The sequence below is a fragment of the Marinifilum sp. JC120 genome, assembly GCA_004923195.1.
In the GTDB taxonomy this organism is placed as follows: Bacteria; Desulfobacterota; Desulfovibrionia; order Desulfovibrionales; family Desulfovibrionaceae; genus Maridesulfovibrio.
Window position 1 is genome coordinate 1 of record RDSB01000113.1, and the last position, 710, is coordinate 710.

Consider the following 710-nt stretch of genomic DNA (forward strand, 5'->3'; position numbering starts at 1 on the left):
ACGTGTACGCTCTTGCTCCGCCCCGACGGTGCACACAACACGAGGTCACATGTCTACGTCATGGGACGGGCCGGTGATGCGCCCGCTGCTCGCAACTTGGAAAGTATGAGCAAGACAACAGGATCTCACCTCAGTCCGGACAAGCCGAACCTCTACCTTCACTTCGCCTTTGGGTTTCGTAACACCCAATGACTCGCGCACATGTTAAACTCCTTGGTCCGTGTTTCAAGACGGGTCAGGTGGATCGTCTACCACTACACCACAGACTATTGGCCCAACGCAAACCACACACGCAACCGCCAACGTGACAAAATCAAGCCATCAGCCGACCAGCCGAAGCTAGTAACGAGCCGACCAGACTCAACAACGCCCGAAGGTCTAGGCACGCATGCGAAGCCGCCATCTCCGACACACCGCACAGCTCCGCTACAGCCGGCTAGTAACACTCACARCCCATAGATGAGCCAAAGAGTCACCTGCCGACCCAACCAAGACTGACGGAAATCAGACCTGATCAGTTTGGCCATAGCAGACAGGCAGCAGTGCCGGTCGTGGTGAACACCCTGAGAAAGTGCACTGACAAGCAGACCCTCACACCAACAGTGCGTGCGTCGTATGTAAACGATTCACACATACCCACCAAAAAGGCAGGCACCTGCGGTTAAGCAGACACTAAAGGCGGCCAGTATGCCCAAGCACAAATCACACTC

1 protein-coding gene is annotated in these 710 nt (G+C 55.6%); it reads left to right on the forward strand.

The window, feature by feature from the left end; all coding sequences use genetic code 11:
• Positions 1-192, forward strand: a 192-nt coding sequence (locus D0S45_20625) for a hypothetical protein (GenBank protein TIH07281.1), incomplete at its 5' end; no start/stop codon positions are given.
• Positions 193-710 lie beyond the last annotated feature (518 nt).